General features: G+C 69.9%; 18 protein-coding genes. 2 read left to right on the top strand and 16 right to left on the bottom strand.

Annotated elements, in window-relative coordinates; translation table 11 throughout:
- Positions 1 to 56 precede the first annotated feature (56 nt).
- From BM198_RS15990 to BM198_RS15975, 4 genes are all read right to left on the bottom strand, one after another.
- The gene (locus tag BM198_RS15990; RefSeq protein ID WP_074971273.1) at positions 57 to 767 is read right to left on the bottom strand and encodes a TerC family protein; all 711 of its coding nucleotides are present in this window, start codon (positions 765 to 767) and stop codon (positions 57 to 59) included.
- Between the two features lie 74 nt (positions 768 to 841).
- A complete protein-coding gene (locus BM198_RS15985; protein ID WP_074971271.1) occupies positions 842 to 2,119 on the bottom strand; it encodes an OprD family porin in 1,278 nt (425 codons plus the stop codon).
- 67 nt (positions 2,120 to 2,186) lie between these two features.
- Complete coding sequence (locus BM198_RS15980; protein WP_044404795.1) at positions 2,187 to 3,491, bottom strand: CitMHS family transporter; 1,305 nt, start codon at positions 3,489 to 3,491, stop codon at positions 2,187 to 2,189.
- A gap of 227 nt (positions 3,492 to 3,718) precedes the next feature.
- Entirely contained in the window at positions 3,719 to 4,816 is a 1,098-nt protein-coding gene (locus BM198_RS15975; RefSeq protein WP_208610368.1) for a 4-oxalomesaconate tautomerase, read from the bottom strand.
- Between the two features lie 138 nt (positions 4,817 to 4,954).
- On the opposite strand from BM198_RS15975, the gene BM198_RS15970 reads away from it, so the two are divergent.
- Positions 4,955 to 5,899 (top strand): LysR family transcriptional regulator, encoded by a 945-nt coding sequence (locus BM198_RS15970; RefSeq protein WP_074971267.1) that lies wholly within the window; start codon positions 4,955 to 4,957, stop codon positions 5,897 to 5,899.
- 39 nt (positions 5,900 to 5,938) lie between these two features.
- On the opposite strand, the gene BM198_RS15965 is transcribed toward BM198_RS15970, so the two are convergent.
- The 4 genes from BM198_RS15965 to BM198_RS15950 form a co-directional block, all read right to left on the bottom strand.
- Positions 5,939 to 6,472: an AraC family transcriptional regulator gene (locus tag BM198_RS15965; protein WP_074971265.1), complete on the bottom strand. Its 534-nt coding sequence runs from the start codon at positions 6,470 to 6,472 to the stop codon at positions 5,939 to 5,941.
- A gap of 86 nt (positions 6,473 to 6,558) precedes the next feature.
- Entirely contained in the window at positions 6,559 to 11,970 is a 5,412-nt protein-coding gene (locus BM198_RS15960) for a trifunctional serine/threonine-protein kinase/ATP-binding protein/sensor histidine kinase (RefSeq protein WP_074971263.1), read from the bottom strand.
- Positions 11,967 to 12,323 carry a response regulator gene (locus tag BM198_RS15955; RefSeq protein WP_074971336.1) on the bottom strand — a complete coding sequence of 119 codons (357 nt, stop codon included), beginning with the start codon at positions 12,321 to 12,323 and terminating at the stop codon, positions 11,967 to 11,969. The genes BM198_RS15960 and BM198_RS15955 overlap by 4 nt, the downstream gene beginning before the upstream one ends.
- Before the next feature lie 55 nt (positions 12,324 to 12,378).
- A complete protein-coding gene (locus BM198_RS15950) occupies positions 12,379 to 13,356 on the bottom strand; it encodes a response regulator (RefSeq protein WP_044404808.1) in 978 nt (325 codons plus the stop codon).
- 431 nt (positions 13,357 to 13,787) lie between these two features.
- Here BM198_RS15950 and ycaC point away from each other — a divergent pair, with 431 nt between their 5' ends.
- Positions 13,788 to 14,411, top strand: coding sequence for an isochorismate family cysteine hydrolase YcaC (gene ycaC, locus BM198_RS15945; protein WP_074971261.1), 624 nt, complete (start codon positions 13,788 to 13,790; stop codon positions 14,409 to 14,411).
- On the opposite strand, the gene BM198_RS15940 is transcribed toward ycaC, so the two are convergent.
- The 8 genes from BM198_RS15940 to BM198_RS15905 all read right to left on the bottom strand — a co-directional run bounded on the left by BM198_RS15940 (position 14,392) and on the right by BM198_RS15905 (position 22,333).
- A complete protein-coding gene (locus BM198_RS15940; protein ID WP_074971259.1) occupies positions 14,392 to 14,835 on the bottom strand; it encodes a helix-turn-helix domain-containing protein in 444 nt (147 codons plus the stop codon). The genes ycaC and BM198_RS15940 overlap by 20 nt on opposite strands.
- Positions 14,836 to 15,005: 170 nt before the next feature.
- Positions 15,006 to 15,956 carry a GlxA family transcriptional regulator gene (locus BM198_RS15935; RefSeq protein ID WP_074971257.1) on the bottom strand — a complete coding sequence of 317 codons (951 nt, stop codon included), beginning with the start codon at positions 15,954 to 15,956 and terminating at the stop codon, positions 15,006 to 15,008.
- Positions 15,957 to 16,068: 112 nt separating this feature from the next.
- Positions 16,069 to 16,422 (bottom strand): RidA family protein, encoded by a 354-nt coding sequence (locus tag BM198_RS15930; protein WP_074971255.1) that lies wholly within the window; start codon positions 16,420 to 16,422, stop codon positions 16,069 to 16,071.
- Positions 16,423 to 16,908: 486 nt separating this feature from the next.
- Positions 16,909 to 18,327 carry an aldehyde dehydrogenase family protein gene (locus BM198_RS15925; RefSeq protein WP_074971253.1) on the bottom strand — a complete coding sequence of 473 codons (1,419 nt, stop codon included), beginning with the start codon at positions 18,325 to 18,327 and terminating at the stop codon, positions 16,909 to 16,911.
- A 16-nt stretch (positions 18,328 to 18,343) separates the two neighbouring features.
- Positions 18,344 to 19,387: a homoserine dehydrogenase gene (locus BM198_RS15920; protein ID WP_074971251.1), complete on the bottom strand. Its 1,044-nt coding sequence runs from the start codon at positions 19,385 to 19,387 to the stop codon at positions 18,344 to 18,346.
- Positions 19,388 to 19,607: 220 nt separating this feature from the next.
- Complete coding sequence (locus BM198_RS15915; protein ID WP_044403893.1) at positions 19,608 to 20,045, bottom strand: Lrp/AsnC family transcriptional regulator; 438 nt, start codon at positions 20,043 to 20,045, stop codon at positions 19,608 to 19,610.
- Between the two features lie 13 nt (positions 20,046 to 20,058).
- Positions 20,059 to 21,429 carry a pyridoxal-phosphate dependent enzyme gene (locus BM198_RS15910; RefSeq protein ID WP_074971249.1) on the bottom strand — a complete coding sequence of 457 codons (1,371 nt, stop codon included), beginning with the start codon at positions 21,427 to 21,429 and terminating at the stop codon, positions 20,059 to 20,061.
- 13 nt (positions 21,430 to 21,442) lie between these two features.
- Positions 21,443 to 22,333, bottom strand: coding sequence for a LysR substrate-binding domain-containing protein (locus BM198_RS15905; RefSeq protein ID WP_044403897.1), 891 nt, complete (start codon positions 22,331 to 22,333; stop codon positions 21,443 to 21,445).
- Between the last annotated feature and the right edge of the window lie 5 nt (positions 22,334 to 22,338).

The raw sequence follows: 22,338 nt of genomic DNA, 5'->3' as shown, positions 1-22,338 counted from the left end.
CTGCATCCTTCGCTGCCGAATGCCGCCATGAACCGGATCGCACAATGCCCAGCACCTCAGCCCTCGGGGTCGGCCTGCCCCCCCTCAGCCGGGACGGTCGGTTGCCGGCGGCCCACCAGCAGCCCGCAGGCGATGACCAGCGCGGCAGCGGAAGCGGATGCCAGCGGCCGGACCCAGGCGGCCTCGGGCAACCAGCCGGCCAGGGCCACATCCGTCACCAGCATGCCGCCGGCAATCCAGCCCAGCAGGCCGCCGCCCAGCAGCACCACCTGGGGGTAGCGATCCAGCAGGCGCAGGACGAGCTGGCTGCCCCAGACGATGATGGGGATGCTGATCAGCACGCCCAGGCTCACCAGCAGCAGGTTGCCACCGGCCGCACCGGCCACGGCCAGCACGTTGTCCAGGCTCATCACCGCGTCGGCGACGATGACGGTCCTGATGGCACTGAACAAACCGGTGCCGGCCGCCACCTCGTGGGCGGCCTCCGGCTCGGGCTGCAGCAGCTTGATGCCGATCCACAGCAGCATCAGCGCCCCGGCCAGCTTGAGGAAAGGCAAGGCGAGCAGTTGCAGGGCGAAGAACAGCAGCAGGATGCGCAATGCGATGGCACCCGCCACGCCGCCGAGGATCGCCCGGCGACGCTGTGCCTCGGGCAGGTGGCGGCAGGCCAGGGCGATGACCACGGCGTTGTCGCCGCCCAGCAGGATGTCGATGGCGACGATCTGCGCCAGGGCCATCCAGAATTCAGGCTGTGTCAGCCAGTCCATCGGGGGTATCTCCTTGGGTTGCAGGGCGCCCGTCCGAGCGCCCGGGTGGTCCGCTGGGCACGCAGCATCCGGCCCTACCAGAGGGCGATGTCGTAGGTCAGGTAGAGCCGGTTGTTGTCGCGGTCGCGGCTGTAGCTGGAGCGGTAGGCGATGTGCCGCCACTTGAGGCCCAACCCCTTGAGGGCGCCCGTCTGCACCACATAGGCCAGGTCGAGATCACGCTCCCACTCATTGGCCGCCACCTCGGCCCCCCGCAGTACGGTGGTTCCATCCCGTCCCTTGAAGTAGCGCAGGCCGGCACTCAGCCCCGGCGCGCCGAGGGCGGCGAAGTCGTAGGCGTAGCCGAGCATCCAGGTGCGTTCGTCCTCCTCGACGAACTTGCCCACCCCGGCATTGCTGAAGCTGTAGACGGTGGCGCCTTCGACGAAGGGCAAGCCCCCTTCCCCATTCAGGCGCTGGTAGCCGGCGCTCAGGGCATGGCCATCGACGCTGTAGGTCAGCAGGGCACTGAGCATGTGGTTGTCCAGCTCGCCGTTGCGGGCCTGCCCGACATCGCGGCTGCGGAAGTAGCGCAGGTCGCTGGTCAGGCTGCCGGGCCCCAGGGACAGGGTGTGCACCAGCCCCAGGTAGTGCTGCCGATAGAAGGCCTCCAGCTCGCCCAGGTAGTAGCTGAGCACCAGCGGCTTGCCGACCTTGTAGTCGGCGCCGGCAAACCAGAAGCCCTCGCCCCGGTCGCCGCCGTAGCCATCGGCCGTGAGGGGGCGGTCGTCGCTGGAATCGCGCTGGCGGCCCTCCCTCAGGTAGCCGGCGGTGAGGCTGAGGCCGGGGATGTCGACGCTGGACACCTGGGTGCCCTCGAAGGTCTGCGGCAGCAGGCGGGCATCGTTGCGCACCAGCACCGGCAGCCTGGGTTGCAGGGTGCCGTGCCGGAGGGTGGTTCCGCCCAGGCGCGCCTTGGCGGTGAGGCCCAGGCTGGAGAACTCGTCCGCCGCCCGGCCATCGTCATGGCGCGGCAGCAACCCGGTACCGGCCCGTCCGCGTCCGGAGTCCAGCCTGACGCCCAGCAGGCCGAGGGCGTCGAGGCCGAACCCCAGCGGGCCTGGCGTATAGCCGGACTGGGCATCCAGCAGGAACCCCTGGGCCCACTCCTCGCGGCGGGACTGGGCGCTGGCAGCGGCCCGGGGCGACATCCCGGACTCGTCCTTGAAGTCGTCGTTGAAGTAGAGGTTGCGCAGTTGCAGGGTGGCCTTGCTGTCGGCGAAGAAGCCCTCGGCAACGGCCTCGGGTGCAAGCGCGGCGGCCACGCAGGCGAGTACCGCGCCGCTGCGGCGCAGGGCGTGATGGGGAGACATGGTGCACCTCACGGGTGGGAAATCGCCCGCTCCCGGAAGGGGGCGGGACGCTGACGGACGGGGAGGCTCAGGCGACCAGGCTGATGGCGCCGCTGAGCAGGGCCAGTGCGGTGATGACCAGCGAGGTCAGCACCGCCCACTTCAGGGTGAAGCGCTGGAAGTCGCCGATGTCCCGGTCGACCATGCCGATCAGCAGCAGCGTGGAGGCGACCAGGGGGCTCATCAGGTGCACCGGCTGGCCCAGCACCGAGGCGCGGGCGATCTCCACCGGATCGATGCCGTAGGCCGAGGCCGCCTGGGCCAGGATGGGCACCATGCCGAAGTAGTAGGCATCGTTGGAGAGGACGAAGGTCAGCGGCATGCTGGTGATGGCGACCACCAGCGGGAAGATCCGGCCCCAGCTGGCGGGGATCATCTGCACCAGGGAGTTGGCCAGGGCATCGACCATCTGGGTGCCGGAGAAGATCCCGGCAAACACACCGGCGGCGAACACCAGCAGCACCACGGTCATCGCATTGCCCGAGTGGGCGAGGATGCGCTCCTTCTGCTCTTCGAGGCGCGGGTAGTTGACCATCAGCGCCACCACGAAGCCGAGCATGAACAGCACCGCCGCGTTCATCAGCCCCATGACCAGGGCGGTCATCACCCCGATCACCAGCAGCAGGTTCAGCAGGATGCGGCGCGGCCGCTTGTGCGGGCTGTCCGCCAGGATGGCCTTGATGTAGCAATCGTCGCCGCCGGTCTTCAGGTGCACGCTGCCGATGCGCTTCAGCTCGCGGCGCCCCAGTACCCAGGCGGTGAACACCACCCACAGCGCCCCGCCGACCATGGTCGGCAGCATGGGAATGAAGTACGCGCTGGCATCCAGCCCGAGCACCGCGATGGCGCGGGTGGCGGGACCGCCCCAGGGGCTCATGCCGCTCATGATGCTGAGCGAGAGCATGGCGATGCAGGCCAGGACCAGCGGATTCATGCCGATGCGCCGGTACAGCGGCAGCATGGCGGCGACGGTGATCATGTAAGTGGTGGTGCCGTCGCCGTCCAGGGCGACCATGAGCGACAGCAATGCGGTGCCGATGGCGATCTTCACCGGGTTGCCGTTGACCGTCTGGAGGATGCGGCGGATCAGCGGGTCGAACAGCCCGGCGTCGATCATGATGCCGAAGAACAGGATGGCGAAGAGCAGCAGCGCGGCCGAAGGGGCGACCGTCTTCAGACCGTCGAGCATCATCTTGCCGAGTTCGGGGGCGAAGCCGCCGGCGAGCGCGAAGGCAATGGGGACCAGGGTCAGGGCCACGACCGGGGAAAGGCGTTTGGTCATGATCAGGTAGGTGAACACGACCACCATGGACAAACCGAGCAGAGAAAGCATGGCGTTGGACTCTTGTAGTTATTAGGTTCCTGCCTCGGGCGGGCGGCGCGAACCGCCCGCCATGAAGCCGCTGATCGAGGGAGCGGGTAAGGGCCCGTCAGGCTGTCGCGTCGGGGTACGGCCGCAGTGGCCGGCTGGATCGGAAGGGGTGTGCGAAGGCTGTGGCATGCATGTCGATTACCCGTCTTGTGTTTGTTATGTCGGGGATGGGAGGTGAGGCCCGGCGGTCAGTGCAGGGCCTCGGGAAGGAGGTAGAACAGGCGCCCGTCCATGATCTTGCGGGCCGTCCGGATCAGTGAGACGCGGGCGATGTCCAGGGGATTGCCGCCGCGCAGCTCGACCTGCAGGTCGAGGTGGCCGGAGGGGTGCTCGATGCGCACCGCTTCCAGCGTCCGCCCCGCCTCGGTGCGGCCGCTGTCCAGGGCCAGGCGCTGGGCGAGGCTGCCCGGTACGTTGACCGCCGCGCCCAGGGCGATGGCCCCCGTCACCGCCAGCGCCTTGTGGCAGCGCTGGGGCACGAAGTAGCGGGCGCAGAGGGTGGCGTCGCCCTGGCGAGCGGGGCTCAGGAGGATGGGCTTGGGCAGGACCGAGCCGCTCACATCGCCCATGCCCATGCGCCGCCCGGCTTCCAGGCGGATGCGTTCCAGCCGCGCGAGCAGCGCCCCATCGGCATCCAGCACGGCGGGGTCGGCATGGCCGTCCACCCCCAGGTCAGCGGCGCGGATCAGCACCGTTGCCGTGGCGGCGTCGATGCAGCTGACCTCCACCCCGTCGATCCACTCCAGGGCCTGGCCGGTGGGCAGCAGCGCACCGGTCTTGGCACCGGCCACGTCGAGGAAGCTCAGGCGGATCCCCGCCGCGCGGCCCGGCACGCCGCTGATGCAGGTTTCGCCCTCGTACTCCACCCGGCCACGGGGCGTCGGCACGACGCACTCGATGATGCGCTGGGTGTTGAGGTTGAACACCCGCACCCGCGTCTCACCGTAGGTCGGCGCCACCAGGCCGGTCTCGATGGCGAAGGGGCCGACGGCAGAAAGCATGTTGCCGCAGTTGGGGGTGTAGTCGACCCGGCGCTCGATGACGTCCACCTGGGCGAACAGGTAGTCCACGTCAGCGTCCTGCCGGGAGGAGCGGCCGACGATGGCCACCTTGCTGGTGAGCGAGTTGCCGCCGCCGATACCGTCCACCTGCAGCGGGTGGCCGGAGCCCATCAGGTCGAGCAGGACCTCGGTCCGTGCCTCGACGGATTCGGGCAGGTCGTTCATGTGGATGAAGGGGCCGCGGGAGGTGCCGCCGCGCATGATCATGCAGGGGATGCTGTTCATCATCTTGGTCTAACCCATGACCGTTTCAACGATGGACAGAGCTTGTCAGCGCCGTTTTAATGCTTCAAATGCAAATATCGACCACGATAAATAACCAAATCGGATTAATGCACAAACCAGCAAACGGGCTGACTTTTCATGCATCGAATAGAGTTCCTTGACCTTGCCGCCTTCGTCCGGGTGGCCGAATCGCAGTCCTTCCAGGAAGCCGCCCAGGCCCTGCACCTGTCCCAGCCCGCCCTCTCCCGTCGTTTGCAGAAGCTGGAGGAAACCCTCGGCGCCAAGCTGCTGGAGCGCACCACACGGCGCACCTGGCTGACCGAGGTGGGCAAGGACTATCTGCCCCGTGCACGGCGCATGCTGGAGGACTACGAGTCGTCGCTGCAGGGCATCCGCGAGCTGAAGACCCACCAGAAGGGCACCGTCACCATCGCCTGCATTCCCACCGCAGCGTTCTACTTCCTGCCCAGCGTCATCCGCGTGTTCAACGAGGCCTATCCGGGCATCCGCATCCGCATCCTCGACGTCAGTGCCAACGAAGGGCTGGAACGGGTGGTGAGCGGCGACGCCGATTTCGGTATCAACATGATCAGCGCCCAGCACCCGGACGTGAGCTTCACCCCGCTGCTGCGGGACCCGTTCGTCCTCGCCATGCGCAGCGACCACCCGCTGGCCGCGCTACCGGAAGTGGGCTGGCCGGACCTGCAGAACGTCCGGCTGATCACCGTCAGCCGCGACAGCGGCAACCGCATGCTGCTGGACAGCGCCCTCTCCGGCCACGGCATCCGCCTCAACGGCTTCTACGAAGTGCAGCACCTGTCCACCTCCCTGGGCCTGGTGGAGAGCGGCCTCGGCGTGGCCATCCTGCCGCGCATGGCGATGCCCGACGCCGAGCACGAGAACCTCTGCTCACGGGACCTGCCGCCCCCGCATATCGAACGCACCATCGGCCTGGTCCGCCGCGACGGCGAGCCGCTTTCCAGCACCGCCGAGCTGTTCATCGAAATGCTGCTCAGGCGCTGGCGCGAGACCGGGGAGCCGCCGCAACCCGAACCCCGCAAGGGCCGGCGGCAACGGACGTGAACCGCCACCCTATCCCCAGGGCCATATCCCTGAAGACAGTCAGGCGCGGGCCTGCTCGCGATTGAGCTGGCGCCAGTGCTTGGGCGTCATGCCCACCAGGCGGCTGAAGGTGCGGCTGAAATGGGCCTGGTCGGCGAAGCCGCATTCCAGGCTGACCTGGGCGATGGACAGGCGGTCCTCGGCCAGCAGCTGCTTCGCGGTGCGCACGCGCAGGTCCAGGGTCCATTCCTGGGGCGAAAGGCCGGTGGTCTTCTTGAACGCGCGGGAGAAGTGGCTGCGGGACATGGCGCACTGCTGCGCCACGTCGGCGATCAGCAGGCGGCTGTGCAGGCTGCGGGCGAGGATCTCCTTGGCCCGCTTCTCCTGCCAGGGCGACAGCGCGGCCCGTTCACCAGAGGTGCGCTCGGCGCCCCGGTAGCGCGCCAGCAGGTGGTCGCAGAGTTGCCGGCTGAGGGACGAAAGCACCGAGCCATCGCCTTGGGGCGCGCCCTCCAGGGCGGACTGCAGGCGTTGGGTCAGGCGGTAGGTCTCGGCATCCAGGGCGGTGTCGGCGACGAGCGTCAGTGCGGTCATGGCGGCTCTCCTTGGGGATGGGCAGAGCCTCGCCCGGCGGCAGCCGAGGCGTCCTTTGGCGAACCTGAAAAACCCTTAAACCGCCCTCACCCGGCCGCCAGCGGCAGGGTGAAGAAGAACAGGCTCTCGCCGCGTCGGCCACGGATCGCGCCGAGCCGCCCACCATGGGCGCAGAGGATCGACTCGCAGATGGCCAGCCCCATGCCCATGCCGCTGGCCTTGGTGCTGAAGAAGGCCTGGAAGATGCGCCCCTGGGCTTCCTCGGCCACGCCCGGGCCGTTGTCTTCCACCAGCACCAGCACCTCGCTGCCGAGGACCTGGCTCTCCAGCACCAGCCGACGGGTGCTGGGCGGCTGGCACTGCATGGCCTCCACGGCGTTCTGGATCAGGTTGCGCATCACCTGCTGCAGCTGGATGGCGTCGCCCTCGACGGTGACGCCGCTGGCCAGCCGCAGGCTGACGTCCACGTGCTTGTCGTCCAGCTCGGCGCGGGTGATCGCCAGCACCTGGCGGATGACCTTGCCCAATGCCAGGGGGCGCCGCTGGCTCGGTGCCTGACGGGCGAGGGCGCGGGTGGCACGGACGATATCGGCAGCGCGACGGCACTCAGCGAGGATGTCGCGCAGGCCCTCCAGGGCCTCCTCCACCGAGGGCGAGTCGCGCTCCAGCCAGCGGATGCTGGCGCCGGCATTGGAAAGAATGGCGGCCAGGGGCTGGTTGATCTCGTGGGAGATGGAGGCTGCCAGCTCGCCGAGGATGGTGGCCTGGGAGGTACGGTCCAGCTCGCTGCGCGCCGCGCGCAGCTCGGCCTCGGTGCGACGCCGCTCGGTCACGTCGGAGACCACGCCGATGAAGGTCTCGTGTTCGGCGGGCTCCAGCACCAGCTCCAGGTAACGCGGCGAACCGTCCATGGAGACGCTACGGAACTCCAGGCGCGCACCCTGCCGCTCGGCCAGGGCGGTTTCCAGGGCCTGGCCGAAGCGCGCACGGTCGTCGGCATGCACCAGGGCGCCGGGCTGGCTGAGGTAGGCGCCGTCGGCCGGGGCCTCCAGGCGCAGTTCGGCCACCAGTGCGGCGGACCAGAACGACGGCTCCCGCCCCACCCGCCAGACGAAGGTGCCGTAGCGGCTCACCTCCTGCCCCAGGGCCAGCAGCGCCTGGGTACGCCGCAGGGTGCTCTCGCTGTCGCGGCGCCGGCGGTTCTCCGCCAGCAGGTCGCCATAGAGCCGGGCATGGCTGAGGGAAATCGCTGCCTGGGCCGCCAGCAGCGCCAGCAGGTCGATGCGGGCCGGGTCGATGGCGCCGGTGGTGAGGCGGTTCTCCAGGTACAACGCGCCCACCACCTCGCGCTGCTTGAGCAGCGGCAGGCACAGCACGGTGCCGTTCTCCAGCTGCCCCAGGTAGGGGTCACCGGTGTAGCAGCGCAGGGCGTAGGGGCCTTCCACCAGCACCGGTTCGCGCCGTTCTAGGGCCTCGCGCACCAGGCCCAGGGGCGCCAGCTGGGCGGCCTCCGCCTCGGGCTGCAGGCGCACCGTCACCCCATCGTGGTCGGCCTGGCCGCAGGCTTCCACGTGCAGGTTCCCACCCTCGTGGAGCAGCAGCGCGACGTAGCCGGCACCGGCGTGCATCGCGGCGTTGGCCAGCAGCGTCTCGATCAGCGCGGCGGGCTCGATCTCGCGGGACAGCGCCTGGCAGGCGCGGGTGATGGACAGCCGGTCCAGCTGCTCGGCAGCCGGTCGGGGCCCATCCCCCACGCTGCTGCCCTCGCAGAGGAAGGGGTGGGCCTGCTCCAGTTGCACCGCCAGGGTGTGGGCGCCCCAGCGCCGCCAGGCGGCATGGGCCTGGCGCAGGTGCTCACGGGCGGTGCCGGGCAGCTCCAGCGCTTCGTGGCAGCGGGCCGCCAGCTCGTGGCTCAGGCCCTTGAGGTGGATGGCACCACAGGCTTCGGCACAGGCGATGGCGCGTTCGTAGAGGCGCAGCGCCCGCACCGGGTCGCCTTCGGCGCGGGCCACCTCGGCCTCGGCCAGGGCCAGGCGGTCGGCGAAATAGCGCGGGTTCAGCGCCGCCCAAAGGCGCAGGCGGCGCAGCGGCTCGGCGTAGTCCTGCGGCCGGCCGGTGGCGGTCTGCAGGGCGGCGCGGTTGAGCACGCTGAACATCGCCAGGTCGATCTGGTGGATGTGCACCGGCGCGGACCAGGTCAGCGCCCAGGCGGCGTCCAGGTGCACGGCCGCCTCTTCCAGCTGCCCTTCGAGGAAGGCCAGCAGGCCTTCGAACAGGCTCCACCAGAAGCGCAGCGGGCCCATGTGGCTCCACGCCACCCGCTGGCGCAGGATCTCCACGTCCGGGATCGGCAGGTGACCGCCGCCCTCCCCGGCCAGCCGACGGATGTAGCGGGCCTGGGCGTGGAGGATGGTCTGCGCGTCGAGGAACTCCAGGTTGCGCGCCAGTTCCAGGCCGCTGTCGATCTGCCCCAGCATGCGTTCGATGGGGGCGCCCAGCACCAGCAGGTCCGAGACGATGTGGTTGTTGGCGTAGCAGGCAAAGCTGGGCGAGCCCTGGGCCAGGCTGGCGCGGTAGGCCTGCTCGGCGCATTCCAGGGCGAAGGGCAGCGACTGGGTCCAGACGCTCACCTGGTCCAGAGCCACCAGGGCCGAGACGCGACTGGCGGCATAGGCCGGCTGCTCCGCCAGTCGCCGCGCCACGGCACTGAAGGCAAAGCCTTCGGCATGGCATTCGAAGCGTTCGGCCGCTGCCACGCCGAGCCACGCCAGGGCCTGCACGGCCGCTGCGCTGAGCCCGTGCTGCAGGGCCATGTGGGCGATGCGCGCGGTGGCCAGCAGCATCAGGTTCGGCTGGATGAACGACCCGGGCACCACCAGCGCGGCCAGCAGCTCCATCACCGCCAGCGCCTCGGCATCCTGCGCCTCGGGCAGCTCGGCAAAGTACGCCGGCGGACGGCCGTCCAGTTCGGCCAGCAGGGCCTGCCAGGCTTCGGCGGCCTGCTCCGGCGTGGGCGCACAGGGGAACACCACGCCACGCTCGGCCAGGGCGGCGGCGACACACGCAAGGGCACCGGGGTAGTCACCCCGCAGGCAGTGGATCTCCACCCGCAGGCGCTGCAGGGCGATGCGTTCCAGGGCATCCGCCGTGTCGGCCAGCCGCGCTTGCAGGCGGGTATCGGCCGCCAGGTAGTCGGCGCCGAGTATGAGCCCGTGGACGTGCAACAGCTCCACCTCTCGGGCACGGGCCGGGTCGTCCAGCCCCTGCAGCAGGGCCCCGGCCTGGTGCAGGTAGTCCAGCAACGGACCGGGAGCGACGGCGTCGGCGGCCAGGCAGGCGGCACGCAGCAGCAGGTCGACGAAGCGGCGCCGGTCCTCGGCATCCAGCGTGGCCGGGGTCACCCGCAGCACCTGGGCGGCCACCCGGAACACCGCCGCAGCGGGGGCCTGCGTGGCCAGCCCGGCCAGCAACTGGCGGGCGAAGCCGGCGTGCATGCCGGCCTGGCGCTGCGCCGGCAGTTGCCCGCGCACCGACTCCAGCAAGGCGTCGTGGGCGAAGGCCAGGCCCTCCGCCTGCTCCTCCAGCAGGCCGGCCTCTCGCGCGGGGTGCAGGTGATGGGCCACGGTATCGGCGGGCAGGCCGCTGGCCTGGGCCAGTTCGTCCAGCGGCGTGCGGTTGCCCAGCAGGGCCAGCGCACCCAGCAATTCCCGGGTGCTCTCCGGCAGGCGCCGCAGGCGAACCTCCAGCAGGCTGGCCACGTCCACCACCGGGCCGTCGGCCATCAGCGGCGTATCGCCGGCCTCGCGCAGCAGGGCGGCGAACTGGGTGAGGTACAGCGGGTTGCCGTGCCCCTGTTGCTCCAGGTGCCCGGCCAGGCGGGCATGGGCCTCGGGCTGCAGGCTAAGGCCGGCGCCCAGCAGGTCGCCGATGCCCTGCGCGCCCAGGGGCGCCAGGTCGATGCGCACACAGCGCTCGCCAAGCCCCTCGCATGCGGCCAACAACGGCGCGGCAAGGCTGCCCGCCCGGCATTCGGCAGGCCGGTAGGCGAGCACCAGCAGGCAGTGGTCGAAGGCCGAAGGGGCCAGCTCGCAGAGGAAGTCGCGGCTCTCCTCGTCGATCCACTGCAGGTCGTCGACGAACAGCAGCAAGGGATGCTCCCGCCGGGCCAGGGCGCCCAGCAGCCGTTGCAGCACGCCGTGCAGGTAACGCCGCGCTTCGCTGGGCGGCAATGCCTCGGCCGGCAAACGGCCATCCCCCAGCAAGGGCGCCAGCGGCGGAATGAGGCGCACCACCCGCTGGGCATGGGTGCCCACCACGCCCTGCAGGTGTTCACGCCAGCGCTGGGCCTGGGCCGGTGTTTCGGCCAGCAGGCGCTCGCACAGGCCGCCGAACAGCCCGGCCAGGGCCTCGTAGGGCGCGCGGCGGCGGGACAGTTCGCATTTGGTGCTGGCGAACAGCACGCTGGCGTCATCCTCCTCGCGGCGGAAGCGGCGCATCAGCGAGGTCTTGCCGATGCCGGCCTCGCCCGCCACCAGCACGGCCCCGCCCTGCCCTTTGCGCAGGCGTTCGCGGGCGGCGGCCAGGGTCGCCAGTTCGGCCTCACGGGCCACCAGCAACGCAGCACCGCCTGCCGTCCGGTGCAGCGCGGCGCCTTCGCGCCAGGCCTCCAGGCAACGGCGCAGCTCGCTCTCCACCTGGATCGCCTGGCGCGGCCGGGCGTCGGCCTGCTTGGCCAGCATGGCGGCCAGCAGCGCATCCACTGCGGCGGGCACGCCGGACCGCAACTGCGAAGGTGCGGGCGCGGCGACGGCTGCATGGCGGTGCTGCCACTCCAGCGGGTCGCCCGCGACGAAGGGGTAGCGCCCGGTGAGCCATTGGAAGAAGCACACCCCCAGGGCATAGAGGTCGGCCTCGGGCGTGCCGTCGCGCTCCGGCGGCAGGTAGGCCAGTTGCCGATCGTTGAGGGCCGGGCTCCCGGGAGCGGCGTTTTCCAGGGCGCCAGCCTTGCCGAAGCCGGTGAGGCGGATGCGCCCGTCGGGCATCAGGAACAGGTTGTCCGGGCACAGGTTGCGGTGCGCCAGGCCGCTGCGATGGACCTTGCCCAGCGCCTGGGCGGCGGCCAGGGCAAGGCGCAGGAAGGGCTCCACCGCCAGGGGCTCGCGGCAGGTGAGGGAGAGCGGCATGCCAGCGTCGTCGTCCAGCACCAGCAGGGTGCCGTCGGCGCCACCCAGGCGCGCCACCGGCAGCAACGCCCAGGCCGTGTCCAGCCGCGAACCCAGGGCGTATTCATGATCCAGCCCGGCCAGTTCCCAATGGGCGGCCTGGGGGCCTGCACGCACCACCAGCCACTGGCGGCCGGCACGGCTGTCGCGCACCCGCCAGCGGCTCAGCTCGCCGTTGCGGTCCAGGGGCTGCCAATCGACACGGGCCAGCCAGTGCTCGTCGAAGCAGGCGGCCAGAGCGTCGGGCAAGTCATGCAGCAGTGGCGGCGGGCTCACGCAGCCCACCCGGGCAGGCCCGCCAGCGCGGCCAGCAACGCCTCGGCACTGAAGGGCTTGGCGAGAAAGGCATGGGCGCCGCGGGCAAGGGCCGACTCGGCGCCCTGCGCGCCCGCCTCGGCGGACATGCAGATGACCGGCAGCGGGCAGCGGCGCTCGGCCAGCAGCGCCTGCACCTCAGCGCCCTTCAGGCCAGGCATGCGCACATCGAGCAGCAGCGCATCGGCCTGCTCCGGCCAGCGTGAGGCGAGGAAGGCCTCGCCGGACTCGAAGCACACGGCGCGCAGGCCGACCGAGCGCAACAGGTTGTCGAGGCTCTTGCGGACCTTGGGTTCGTCGTCGACGACGCACACGACCTTCATGGCTAGCCCTGGGCAGAGGACAGGGGATGGCGGCGTGCATGCCGGGTCAGGCCGGTTCGGCGACCGGGTCGAACTGGGGCAGCATCCCCAGCGTGCGGCCCGCCACGAGCAGGTGTATCAGGTTGCTCGCGCCGAGTTTTGTCATGACGTGCTTTTTATGCATCTTCACCGTCACGTCCTGCAGGCCGAGCTGCTGGGCGATGTCGCGGTTCTGGCGGCCCTCCAGCAGCAGTCGGAACACGTCGCGCTCCCGTGGGGTGAGGCTGGCATAGCGCGCCTGCACCGCCTGCCGGGCATGGCGCTGCTGGTGGAGGATGCAGGCCCGGCCCATGGCCTCGCCCACCGCCGCCAGCAACTGGGCCTCGTCCACCGGTTTGGTGAGGAAGCCCTCGGCGCCGGCCTTCATGGCCTTGACCGACATGTCGATGGTGCCGAAGCCGCTCATGAACACCACCGACAACGGCACGCCGCGCCGGGCCAGTTCGTCCTGCAGGTCGAAGCCGCTGCCCTCGCGCAGGCGCACGTCCAGCAGCAGGCAGCCGGGGCGATCACAGGGGCAGCGGGCGAGGAACTCGGGCGCCGAGGCATAGGCCGTGGCTTCGATACCCGCCGAGCGCAGCTGGCGGACCAGCGCCGTGCGCACGGCCGGCTCGTCGTCGATGACATGCACGTCGGCGCGCCCGACCGGCGCAGCGGGCACCGGTCGGACAGGCGGTTCGGCGGCCGCCACCACGGTTGCCTGCAGGTTGAGGCGATAGCCCCGGCGCGGCACCGTTTCCAGCAGGCGCGCATCCAGGCCCAGGTGCTTGCGAAGGGCCGAGACCTGCACCTGCAGGTTGTTCTCCTCCACCACCAGGTCGGGCCACGCCGCCTGCAGCAACTCGGCCTTGGTCACCAGGCGGTTGGGGGCGGCGAGCAGGGCTTCCAGCACATCGAAGGCGCGGCTGCCCAGGCGCACCGGGGCACCGTTCAGGAAGGCTTCTCTTCGCTCCAGCGAAATCCAGGCGTCACCCAGGCGGATCATGGTGGCAACTCGTCGTCGAACAGGCGGAAACAGGGCCGCTTTTCAGCGGAACTTTTTCAACCTAGATGAAAGAAATTCCCATCTCAAGCGTTAACCACGCGACACGGAAATAAGAACAAATGTACAAGCCAGGGTGTCGCACACCTGCTTCAATGACGTGCCACCCGAACCATCCAACCCCTCTGGAACGGGTCTTTCAGAGCACCCCGCACGCTTCCTGAAAACGCCGGAACCGCCTCAGGGCACACCTGCCCTCCCCGCGTCCGCCGCCGTCGATCCCCCGCCCTCCCAATCGAGCACATCGATGCAAGCCGACGCCCTGTGCGCTCACCGATAGTGGCGGCAGCGCCCGTACCCACCCGCCAACGACCCGGGGGTGATACGGCGCCCCAATCGCCCCGCTGCGGGCCACCGCCACAAGGAGAAACACCATGTCCAAGCCCTACAACCGCCTGAACAAGGACGATGCGGTCGTCCTGCTGATCGACCACCAGTCCGGCCTGATCTCGCTGGTGCAGGACTTCACCCCCAGCGACTTCAAGAACAACGTGCTGGCCCTGGGCGACGTCGCCAAGTTCTTCGGCCTGCCGACCATCCTCACCACCAGCTTCGAGCAGGGCCCCAACGGCCCGCTGGTGCCCGAGCTGAAGGCCCAGTTCCCCGATGCGCCCTACATCGCCCGCCCCGGCCAGATCAACGCCTGGGACAACGAGGACTTCGTCGCCGCCGTGAAGAAGACCGGGCGCAAGCAACTGATCATCGCCGGCGTGGTGACCGACGTGTGCGTGACCTTCCCGGCGCTGTCGGCCATTGCCGAAGGCTTCGAGGTGTTCGTGGTGACCGATGCCTCGGGCACCTTCGACAAGACCGTGCAGCAGGCCGCCTGGGCGCGCATGAACGCCGCCGGCGTGCAGCTGATGAACTGGTTCAGCGTCGCCTGCGAACTGCACCGTGACTGGCGCAACGACATCGAAGGGCTGGGCAACCTGCTCTCCGAGCACATCCCCAACTACCGCAACCTGATGACCAGCTACTTCACTCTGATCGGCAAGTAAGCCGCGACGGGCGCGGGGCCGGGTGCTCGATGCCCCGGCTCATGCGCGCTCCGCTCTGCTCCCGCAGGCGCGCCAGCCGCCACTGGCTGGGCGGCGTGCCCACATGACGGACGAACACCCGGGCGAAGTGCGCCTGGTCGGTGAAACCGCAGGCCTGGGCCACCTCGGCAACGGTGCGCTCGCCCAGCAGCAACTGCCGGGCACGGTCCAGCCGCGCGCGGGTCAGCCACTGGTGGGGCGACAGCCCGGTGCTGCCCTGGAAGGCGCGGGAGAAATGACAACGCGACAGGCCGCACTCACGGGCCAGCCAGGCCACCGTCAGCGAACGGCCGAGGTGGGCCGCGATCAGCTCCTTGGCCCGTTGCAGCTGCCAGGGCGCCAGGTGGATCGCCGTGCGGGCACGGTCCTGCTCCTGTGTCTCCATGGCCCCTCCTCCCTTTTTCTGCGGACGCCGAAGCCCCATCCGGAAGGGATGGAGGGCGGCGCGCAATCGTGGAAGCCATGATGCCGCTCGGCCCTGCGGGCGAAAACGAAACCATGGGGAGCCAGGCGGACAACGAGGGGCGTAATTCGGACATGCCCCGGGTGAGGCCACTAGCCGAACTGGTGGCGGTACTGCGCGGGGGTGAGCCCGAGGCGTTCGGTGAACAGCTCGCGCATGCAGCGCACGCTGCCGAAGCCGCTGCGGAAGGCGATGGTCTTGAGCGGCAGGTCGGTGCTTTCCAGCAGGCGCCGGGCGTGGTCGATGCGCGCGTCGTGGATGAACGCGGTGGGGGTCATGCCCACCTCGCGGGTGAACAACCGGGCGAAGTGGCGGCTGCTGAGCCCGGCGACCCCGGCCAGCGCCTCGACGTTGAGGTCTTCCGCCAGGTGGTCCAGCACATGGCGCTGGGCGCGGGCGATGGGGGTGTCCTCCCGCGCCACCTCTGCCAGCAGCGGGCTGAACTGGGCCTGGCCGCCCTGGCGCTTCATGGCCACCAGCAGCACCTTGGCCACGTCCACGGCGATCTTGCGGCCGTGGTCGTCGGCGAGGATCGCCAGGGCCATGTCGATGCCGGCGGTGATGCCGCCGGAGGTCACCAGCTCCCCGTCCTGCAGGTAGATCCGGTCCACCTCGACCTGGGCCCGGGGGAAGCGCCGCGCCAGGCGTTCGGTGTAGTTCCAGTGGGTGGTGACGCGACGCTCGTCCAGCAGCCCGGCCTCACCGAGGATGAACGCACCGGTGCAGATGGAACCGTGCCGGGGCGTGCGCGCCACGGTTTCGCGCAGCCAGGGCAGCAGCTCCGGCTGGTTGAAGTTGTAGGCGCCGGGACCACCGGGGACCAGCAGCAGGTCCAGCTCGCGAGGCGCATCGTCCAGCAGGTGGTCCGCCACCAGGCGCATGCCGTTGGAGGCCCGCACGATGGCCTCGCCGGTGCTGACGGTGAACACCCGGTACTGCTGCTCGGGCGGCAGGTAGCGGTTGGCGATGGAGAACACCTCGACCGGGCCGGAGACATCCAGCATCAGCACGTCGGGGTACACGAGGACGGCGACATTCTTCATGTTCTTTTCGGGGGAGCGTGTGCGACACAAGGAGCGAAAGCATACCTGCCCCGCGTGTTGCCGGCCTCCCCCGGTTTGACCGCGCCGTGCCCTGCGTCACGGCACGCCCCCGCTAGGCGCCGGGCGACTGTCGATAGGCCAGCACCTGGACCTCCACCGCGTAGCCGCCCAGGGCACTGCCCACACAGGCACGGACCGGCTTCGGACCTGCCGCCAGCCAGGCGTCATAGACCTCGTTGAAGGCGTCGAAGTCGCGGTAGTCGGCCAGCCAGGCCTGCACCCGCACCAGGTCCCGGCGACCGAGGCCGGCCTCCGCCAGCAAAGCGTCGATGTGCGCCAGGGCCTGGCGCGCCTGGGCGCGGATGTCCAGCGTCGGGTCGTCGGCACAGATGCCCGCCGTCTCGAAGAACGGCCCGTAGGCAACGGCCTGGGCCATGCGCGGGCCCTCGTGGAATCGCGTGATCATGCAAGGCTCCCTAAAAAACTCTGTCTGCATTAAGTGTTGCTAGAAGGTCTGTTGCCAAGCCGATTGCCGAGTTTTGCTGATGGTTTCTGTTTCGCCTTGCCAGGCGAGTCCCTTTTCTCAGTCGCCAGAAAAGGAACCAAAAGCGCTTGCCCCTGCATACGGGTCTGGCTTCGCCAGACTACCCTCGCGCCATCATCGTTCCGGGGCCCGCGCTGACGGGCCATCCCTGGCCCGGCAGCGCTCTCGCGACATCCATGTCGCTCAACCCCTTACACGACGATGCCGCTCGGCCTCCTGAAAGGGGCGTTTGGCCGCTCCAACGTCTTCGCCAAAATCTTCATCGATGTGCGCATCACGTTCGGTGCGCAATGCCTTCCTTAGGTTCACAACAGCTACGCAGACATATCCAAAAAAACGCACCGGGCGGCGCGGCGAGCGGCGTCGTCCGGTGCAAAGGACGACCGCAAAGGGTCGTCACCTGACGGTTCAGTTGAGGTCGTTGATGCAGACCACCTTGGGCTGCGTCATGTCCTCGTAGGCGAAACGCACGCCCTCGCGGCCCAGGCTGCCGTACTTGAAGCCGCCGAAGGGCATGGCGTCGAAGCGGTAGTCGGAGGAGTCGTTGATCATCACGCCGCCGGCCTCGATGCGCCGGGCCGCCCAGAGGGCGCGACGCAGGTCGCGGGTGAAGATGCCGGCGTGCAGGCTGTACTCCGGTTCGTTGGCCAGGGCCACGGCCTCCTCCAGGGTCTCGAAAGGCTCCAGCACCACCACGGGCGCGAACACCTCCTGGCGCCACAGGCGGCTGCGATGGTCCACCCCTTCCAGCACCGTGGGGTGATACAGCGCACCCTCGCGGCGTTGGCCGCACAGCAGGGTCGCTCCCTCGGCGAGGGCCTCGGCCACCACCTGTTCGGTGGCGCGGGCGGCCTGCTCGGTGATCATCGGGCCCATGTCGCTCTCGGCACGGGCCGGGTCACCCACCACCAGCGCGCGGGTACGGGCGACGAAGCGCTCGCGGAACTCGGCGTAGATCGAGGCCTGCACCAGCAGGCGCTGGGTGCCGATGCAGTTCTGCCCGGCGGCCCAGAACGCACCGGAGACACAGGATTCGACGGTGGCTTCCAGCTCGCAGTCGTCCAGCACCAGGACCGGTGCGTTGCCGCCCAGGTCCATCGCCAGCTTCTTGAGGCCGGCGTTGCGGGCGATGTGCTCGCCGGTGACGAAGCCACCGGTGAAGGAAATCATCCGCACCTCCCGGGCCGAGGTCAGCGCCTTGCCCAGTTCCGCGCCGCCGGTGGCGATGGTCACCACGGCCTCCGGCAGGCCCGCTTGGCGCAGGCAATCCACCAGCTTGCAGGCCGACAGCGGAGCCAGTTCGGACGGCTTGAGCAGCACGCCATTACCCCCGGCGATGGCCGGCCCGAGCTTGTGCGCCACCAGGTTGAGCGGGTCGTTGTAGGGGGTGATGGCGACGATCAGCCCCAGGGGTTCACGGGTGAACCAGCCCTGGCGGGACTCGGAGCCCTCGTAGGATTCGAAGGGCACCACCTCGCCGGCATTGCGCCGCGCCTCTTCGGCGGAAAGCTTGAGGGTGTTGATGCAGCGCTTCACCTCCTTCTGGGCCTGGCGCAGGGTCTTGCCGGCCTCGGCGACGATCAGCGCGGCGAAGACGGCGGCCTCCTGCTCCACCCGGCGGGCGGCCTCCTCCAGGATGGCGGCGCGACGGTGCCGGGGCAGCGCCGCGCACTGGCGTACACCCTCGCGGGCACTGGCCAGCAGGGCCGGCACATCGGCGGCGCCCAGGCAGGGCACGCTGCCGACGAGGCTGCCGTCGAAGGGGTTGTGTACGTCGATGCCGGAGGGCTCGACAGCGGTGGCCAAGGCCAGGGACGAAACGGTCATGGGCAGGCTCCTGGGCTTACGGGCGGCCGTGGGTGGCATGGAGGGCGACGATGTCGGAGAGCAGCGCGAAGGCGGTCTCGATACGGCCGGCACCCGGTCCGGACACGGTGACCGCGCCCAGCAGTTCGGTGTTGAAGGCCACCGCGTTGGTAGCGCCGCTGATCCCGGCCAGCGGGTGGCCGAGGTCCAGCTTGCGGGCCTCCACCCGCGCAGCCACCGAGCCATCGGCCTGGCGCTGGGCAGAGCCGATGAGTTTCCAGCGAGCACCCTCCTCCCGGGCCTGGGTCAGGTCCGCCGGGGTCAGGGCGCTGATGCCGCTGCAGGCGACGTCGCTCACCGAGAGGTGGGCATCCAGCAGCTCGTTGGCGAGGATCACCACCTTCAGGCGCACGTCGTGGCCTTCCACGTCCGCCGTCGGGTCGGCTTCGGCGTAACCCAGCGCCTGGGCCTTGGCCACCGCCTCGTCGAAGCCGAGGCCTTCCTCCATGCGGGTCAGCACGTAGTTGGAGGTGCCGTTGAGGATGCCCTCGAAGCCGACCATGCCGGCTCCCGCCAGGGTCTGTCGCGCCATGCGGATCACCGGGGTGCCGCTCATCACCGCGCCTTCGTACTCGAAGGCCACGCCGTTGCGCTTGGCCAGGGCCTTGAGCTCGGCGCCATGCAGGGCAATCGGCCCCTTGTTGGTGGTGACCACGTGCTTGCCGCTCTCCAGGGCCCAGCGGCAGAAGGTGGTGGCGGGTTCGCCGTCCACCGGGTTGGTGAAGGTGGCCTCGGCGATCAGGTCCGCGCCGGACTGCTTGATCACGGCCTCGTTGAAGGCCTCGGCGGTGCCGCCCGGCAGGCTGGCCAGCGCCCCCTGGGTGACGGGCAGGTTGGCCAGCTGGGCGGCGTCGAGGCCGTTGCGGTCGATGAGGGAGCCGAGGAACAGGTCGGTGACCCCGACGATTTTCAGGCTGAAGCCCAGCTCGCGCTGCCAGGCCCCGTTGCGCTCGGCCACCAGGCGGGCCAGGCCACGGTTCACTCCACCAAAGCCCACGAGGGCGATCTTGTATTCGGTCATCAGGTGCCTCCAATCCGGCGTTTGCTCGATGGGGTCAGCCTAAGAGCCGGCCTGTGGCAGTTGAATAGGCCAATCTGCTGTATTCATTGGGCGTTCTGCCCAGTGCCGGAGCGGCCCCACGGCCCGCCCCCTGGGGCTGCGGCGGCGTGCACCGGGCGCAGACGAAAAGGCCCCGGCACGTGTGGCGTGCCGGGGCCCGGGTCGTGGAGCGAGGAGGGGGTCAGATGACGGCGGAAAGCACGAACGAGGTGACGGTATTGGCCACGCCAGGAATCCCGGCGATCTGCCGCCAGACGCCGTGGACGCGATCCGGCGTGGCGGCCTCGACCCGCAGCATCAGGTCGAACTCGCCACTCATCACGTCGCACTGGGTCACCTCGGGAATAGCCCGCAGGTCCCGCAGCACCTCTTCACCGCGCATGCGGTCGTGGCGGTAGACGAAGATCACTGCGCTGATCAGTGCCGCTGCACGCCGCCCCTCGCCCACCTTGAGGGTGTAGCCCTGGATGACCCCGTCGCGCTCCAGGCGCTCGATGCGCTGGCGCACCGCGTTGCGCGACAGGTTCACCTTGGTGCCCAGCTCGGCGTGGGCGATCCGCGCGTTGGCGGTCAGCTCGGCCAGTATCCGCTCGTCCAGCGGGTCGAGGATGCGCTTCATCGCGGTCGCGTCCTCAGGCCCCGGCCAGGGCCTGGCGCAGGCCCTCCAGGTCCGTGCGGGCATGGCAGCGGGCGTGGGCGCGCGGCGCCGCCCGGGCCGGCAGCGGTGCCGGCCAGGCGCCCAGGCGGGCCAGCAGCGCGGCGGACTTCTCCGGCGCGATCTGGCCGAGGGTGACCATCGGGGTCACCACGCTGCGCCGGTAAAGCCGCGCGGCCAGGACGCCGGTGGCGGTGTGCGGGTCAATGCACAGGCCGGTGTCGCGGAACAGCGCGACGATCTCCGCCTCGGTCTGGGCGTCGTCCACGGCGTAGGAGTCGATCAGCATCCGCGCCTGCAGCCAGGGCGCGTTGGCGATGCTCAGTTCGCCGCTCGCCTCCAGGTGCTCCATCAACCGGCGCACGGCCTGGTCGTCATGGTCGTAGAGTTCCCAGACCAGCCGTTCGACGTTGGAGAACACCGAGAAATCCATGGCCGGCGACAGCGTCGAGCGGGCCTCGCAGGTGCCATAGCGGTTGCGGTGGATGAACTGGTGCAAGGCGTCGTTGCGGTTGGTGGAGACGATGATCTGGTTCACCGGCAGCCCCATCTTCTGCGCCACGTAACCGGCATAGACCTCGGCGAAGCTGGCGGCAGGAATGCTGAAGCCGATGGGACGCTGGCCGCCGCCCAACTGCAGCGCAGCGTGGAAGTAGAAGACGATCTGCGCCAGCACGCCGACCCAGTTGGAGGAGTTGAAGCCGATGGCCAGGTGCTCGCTGGGCCATTGGCTGAAGAGCCGCGACACCAGGCGCTGGCAGTCGTCGAAACTGCCCGCCACGGCGATGCCCTGAACCCGTGCGGACTCGGCCGCCTGCAACGCCACCAGGCGATCGCCTGGCACGCCCTGCTCGGGATAGAGCATCACCACCCGGCTGCACGGGCACTCGCCGAAGGCGGCAACCGCCGCCAGGCCGGTGTCGCCGTTGGTGGCGCCGAGCACCAGGGCCTCACGCCCTTCCCGTTCGAGGAAGTGACGGGCCAGGCGCGCGTGCAGCTGGGCGGCGAAATCCTTCGAGGAGCGGGTGGGTCCATGGAACAGCTCGAGCACCCATTCGTTGCGGTCCACCTGGCGCAAGGGGGCGATGGCGCGGTGGCCGAAACCCTGGTAGCAGGCCTTGAGCAGCCCGCGCAGGTCGTCCTCGGCGATGGCCTGGCCGACGAAGGGGGCGATCACCCGCCAGGCCAGCTCCTCGAAGGGCAGCCAGGACCAGGTGGCGATCTCCTGCACGCTGAACACCGGCAGGCTGGCCGGCACGAACAGGCCGCCGTCGGGGGCCAGCCCCGACAGCACGACGCTGCGGAAATCCGCGCGCACCGAGGCGCTGCGGGTACTCACGTAATGCATGTTCACTCCAAGCTCAGGTGGAACGGTGGGCCTGGGCCACCAGCCAGGTGGCGAAGGCCTGGGCATCCGGATGCAGGTCGGTGCCGGAACCGCTGACCAGGTAGAAGGATTCGCTGGCCTCGATGCGGCAGTCGAACAGCTCCACCAGGCGCCCTTCGCGCAGCAGGTCCTCGACCATGGAGGAGCGCGCCAGGGCGATGCCCTGCCCCAGCTCGGCCAGGCGCAGGGTCGATACCAGGGTGTCGAACTGCGGGCCGGTGGCGTAGTCGACGTCATCGGCGCCGGCGCGCTGCAACCAGTAGCCCCAGCCCTCCTCGTAGCCCAGCACGTGCAGCAGCGGGTGGCGGGCCACGTCGCGCGGCTCGCGCAGCGGGCCCTGGGCCAGCAGCTCCGGCGCGCACACCGGGAACAGCGTGTCCCAGGTCAGCCGCTGGGAGACCAGCCCCGGCCATTGGCCGTGGCCCCAGCGGATCTCCACGTCGTCCTCGCCGTCCAGCTCCTTCACCCAGAGGTTGCTGATGTAGCGGATGTCCAGCTGCGGGTGGGCGCGGCGGAAGTCCGCCAGCCGGGGTGCCAGCCAGAAGTGCAGGAACGACAGGCTGCCACGGACCTTGATCGGCCGGCGCTTGTGCTGGCCGAAGATCTCGTTGGTGCCCACCGCCAGCCGGGTGATGGCGTCCTGCACCACCGGCAGGTAGGACTGGCCTTCCTCGGTCAGCCCGAGGCCCCGGGGCAGGCGCTTGAACAGCGCCACCCCGAGGTGGCTTTCCAGCTGCCGGATCTGCTGGCTGACCGCCCCCTGGGTGAGGTGCAGCTCCTCCGCCGCGTGGGTGAAGTTGAGGTACCGCGCCGAGACTTCGAAGGCGCGCAGCCAGTTCAGGGGAGGCAGGGCTTTCGGGTGCATGGTCG

This window comes from Metapseudomonas otitidis (genome assembly GCF_900111835.1).
Lineage (GTDB): Bacteria > Pseudomonadota > Gammaproteobacteria > Pseudomonadales > Pseudomonadaceae > Metapseudomonas > Metapseudomonas otitidis.
Note: the sequence above shows the minus strand (reverse complement) of the source record. Positions and strands in the feature narration are given on the sequence as shown.